At 49.4% G+C, this 575-nt stretch carries 5 tRNA genes; all 5 read right to left on the bottom strand.

What is annotated here, in order from left to right:
• The 5 genes from NI468_RS16085 to NI468_RS16105 all read right to left on the bottom strand — a co-directional run bounded on the left by NI468_RS16085 (position 1) and on the right by NI468_RS16105 (position 551).
• Positions 1 to 85: transfer RNA gene (locus tag NI468_RS16085), tRNA-Leu, on the bottom strand.
• A 39-nt stretch (positions 86 to 124) separates the two neighbouring features.
• Positions 125 to 198 (bottom strand) — tRNA-Trp (locus NI468_RS16090).
• Positions 199 to 233: 35 nt separating this feature from the next.
• A tRNA-Leu gene (locus NI468_RS16095) sits at positions 234 to 318 on the bottom strand.
• A 39-nt stretch (positions 319 to 357) separates the two neighbouring features.
• Positions 358 to 431 (bottom strand) — tRNA-Trp (locus NI468_RS16100).
• 35 nt (positions 432 to 466) lie between these two features.
• Positions 467 to 551 (bottom strand) — tRNA-Leu (locus NI468_RS16105).
• Positions 552 to 575: the final 24 nt, after the last annotated feature.

A 575-nucleotide genomic window follows, 5' to 3' on the forward strand; every position in this document is an offset into this window, starting at 1 on the left:
TGGTGGGGACGGAGAGACTCGAACTCTCACACCTCGCGGCGCTGGAACCTAAATCCAGTGCGTCTACCAATTTCGCCACGTCCCCATCAGGGTACCAACTTAACGTTGGATTTCTTTCAAACTTTGGCAGAGGATCAAGGATTCGAACCTTGACGAACGGTTTTGGAGACCGTCATGCTACCATTACACCAATCCTCTACTTCCACCCAATATCCAGTTACTCAAATATTGATTGGTGGGGACGGAGAGACTCGAACTCTCACACCTCGCGGCGCTGGAACCTAAATCCAGTGCGTCTACCAATTTCGCCACGTCCCCATCAGGGTACCAACTTAACGTTGGATTTCTTTCAAACTTTGGCAGAGGATCAAGGATTCGAACCTTGACGAACGGTTTTGGAGACCGTCATGCTACCATTACACCAATCCTCTACTTCCACCCAATATCCAGTTACTCAAATATTGATTGGTGGGGACGGAGAGACTCGAACTCTCACACCTCGCGGCGCTGGAACCTAAATCCAGTGCGTCTACCAATTTCGCCACGTCCCCAATGGCTGTGTATATTATAGAGAT

It is taken from the genome of Acinetobacter lwoffii (assembly GCF_024129355.1).
GTDB classification, from domain to species: Bacteria; Pseudomonadota; Gammaproteobacteria; order Pseudomonadales; family Moraxellaceae; genus Acinetobacter; species Acinetobacter lwoffii_I.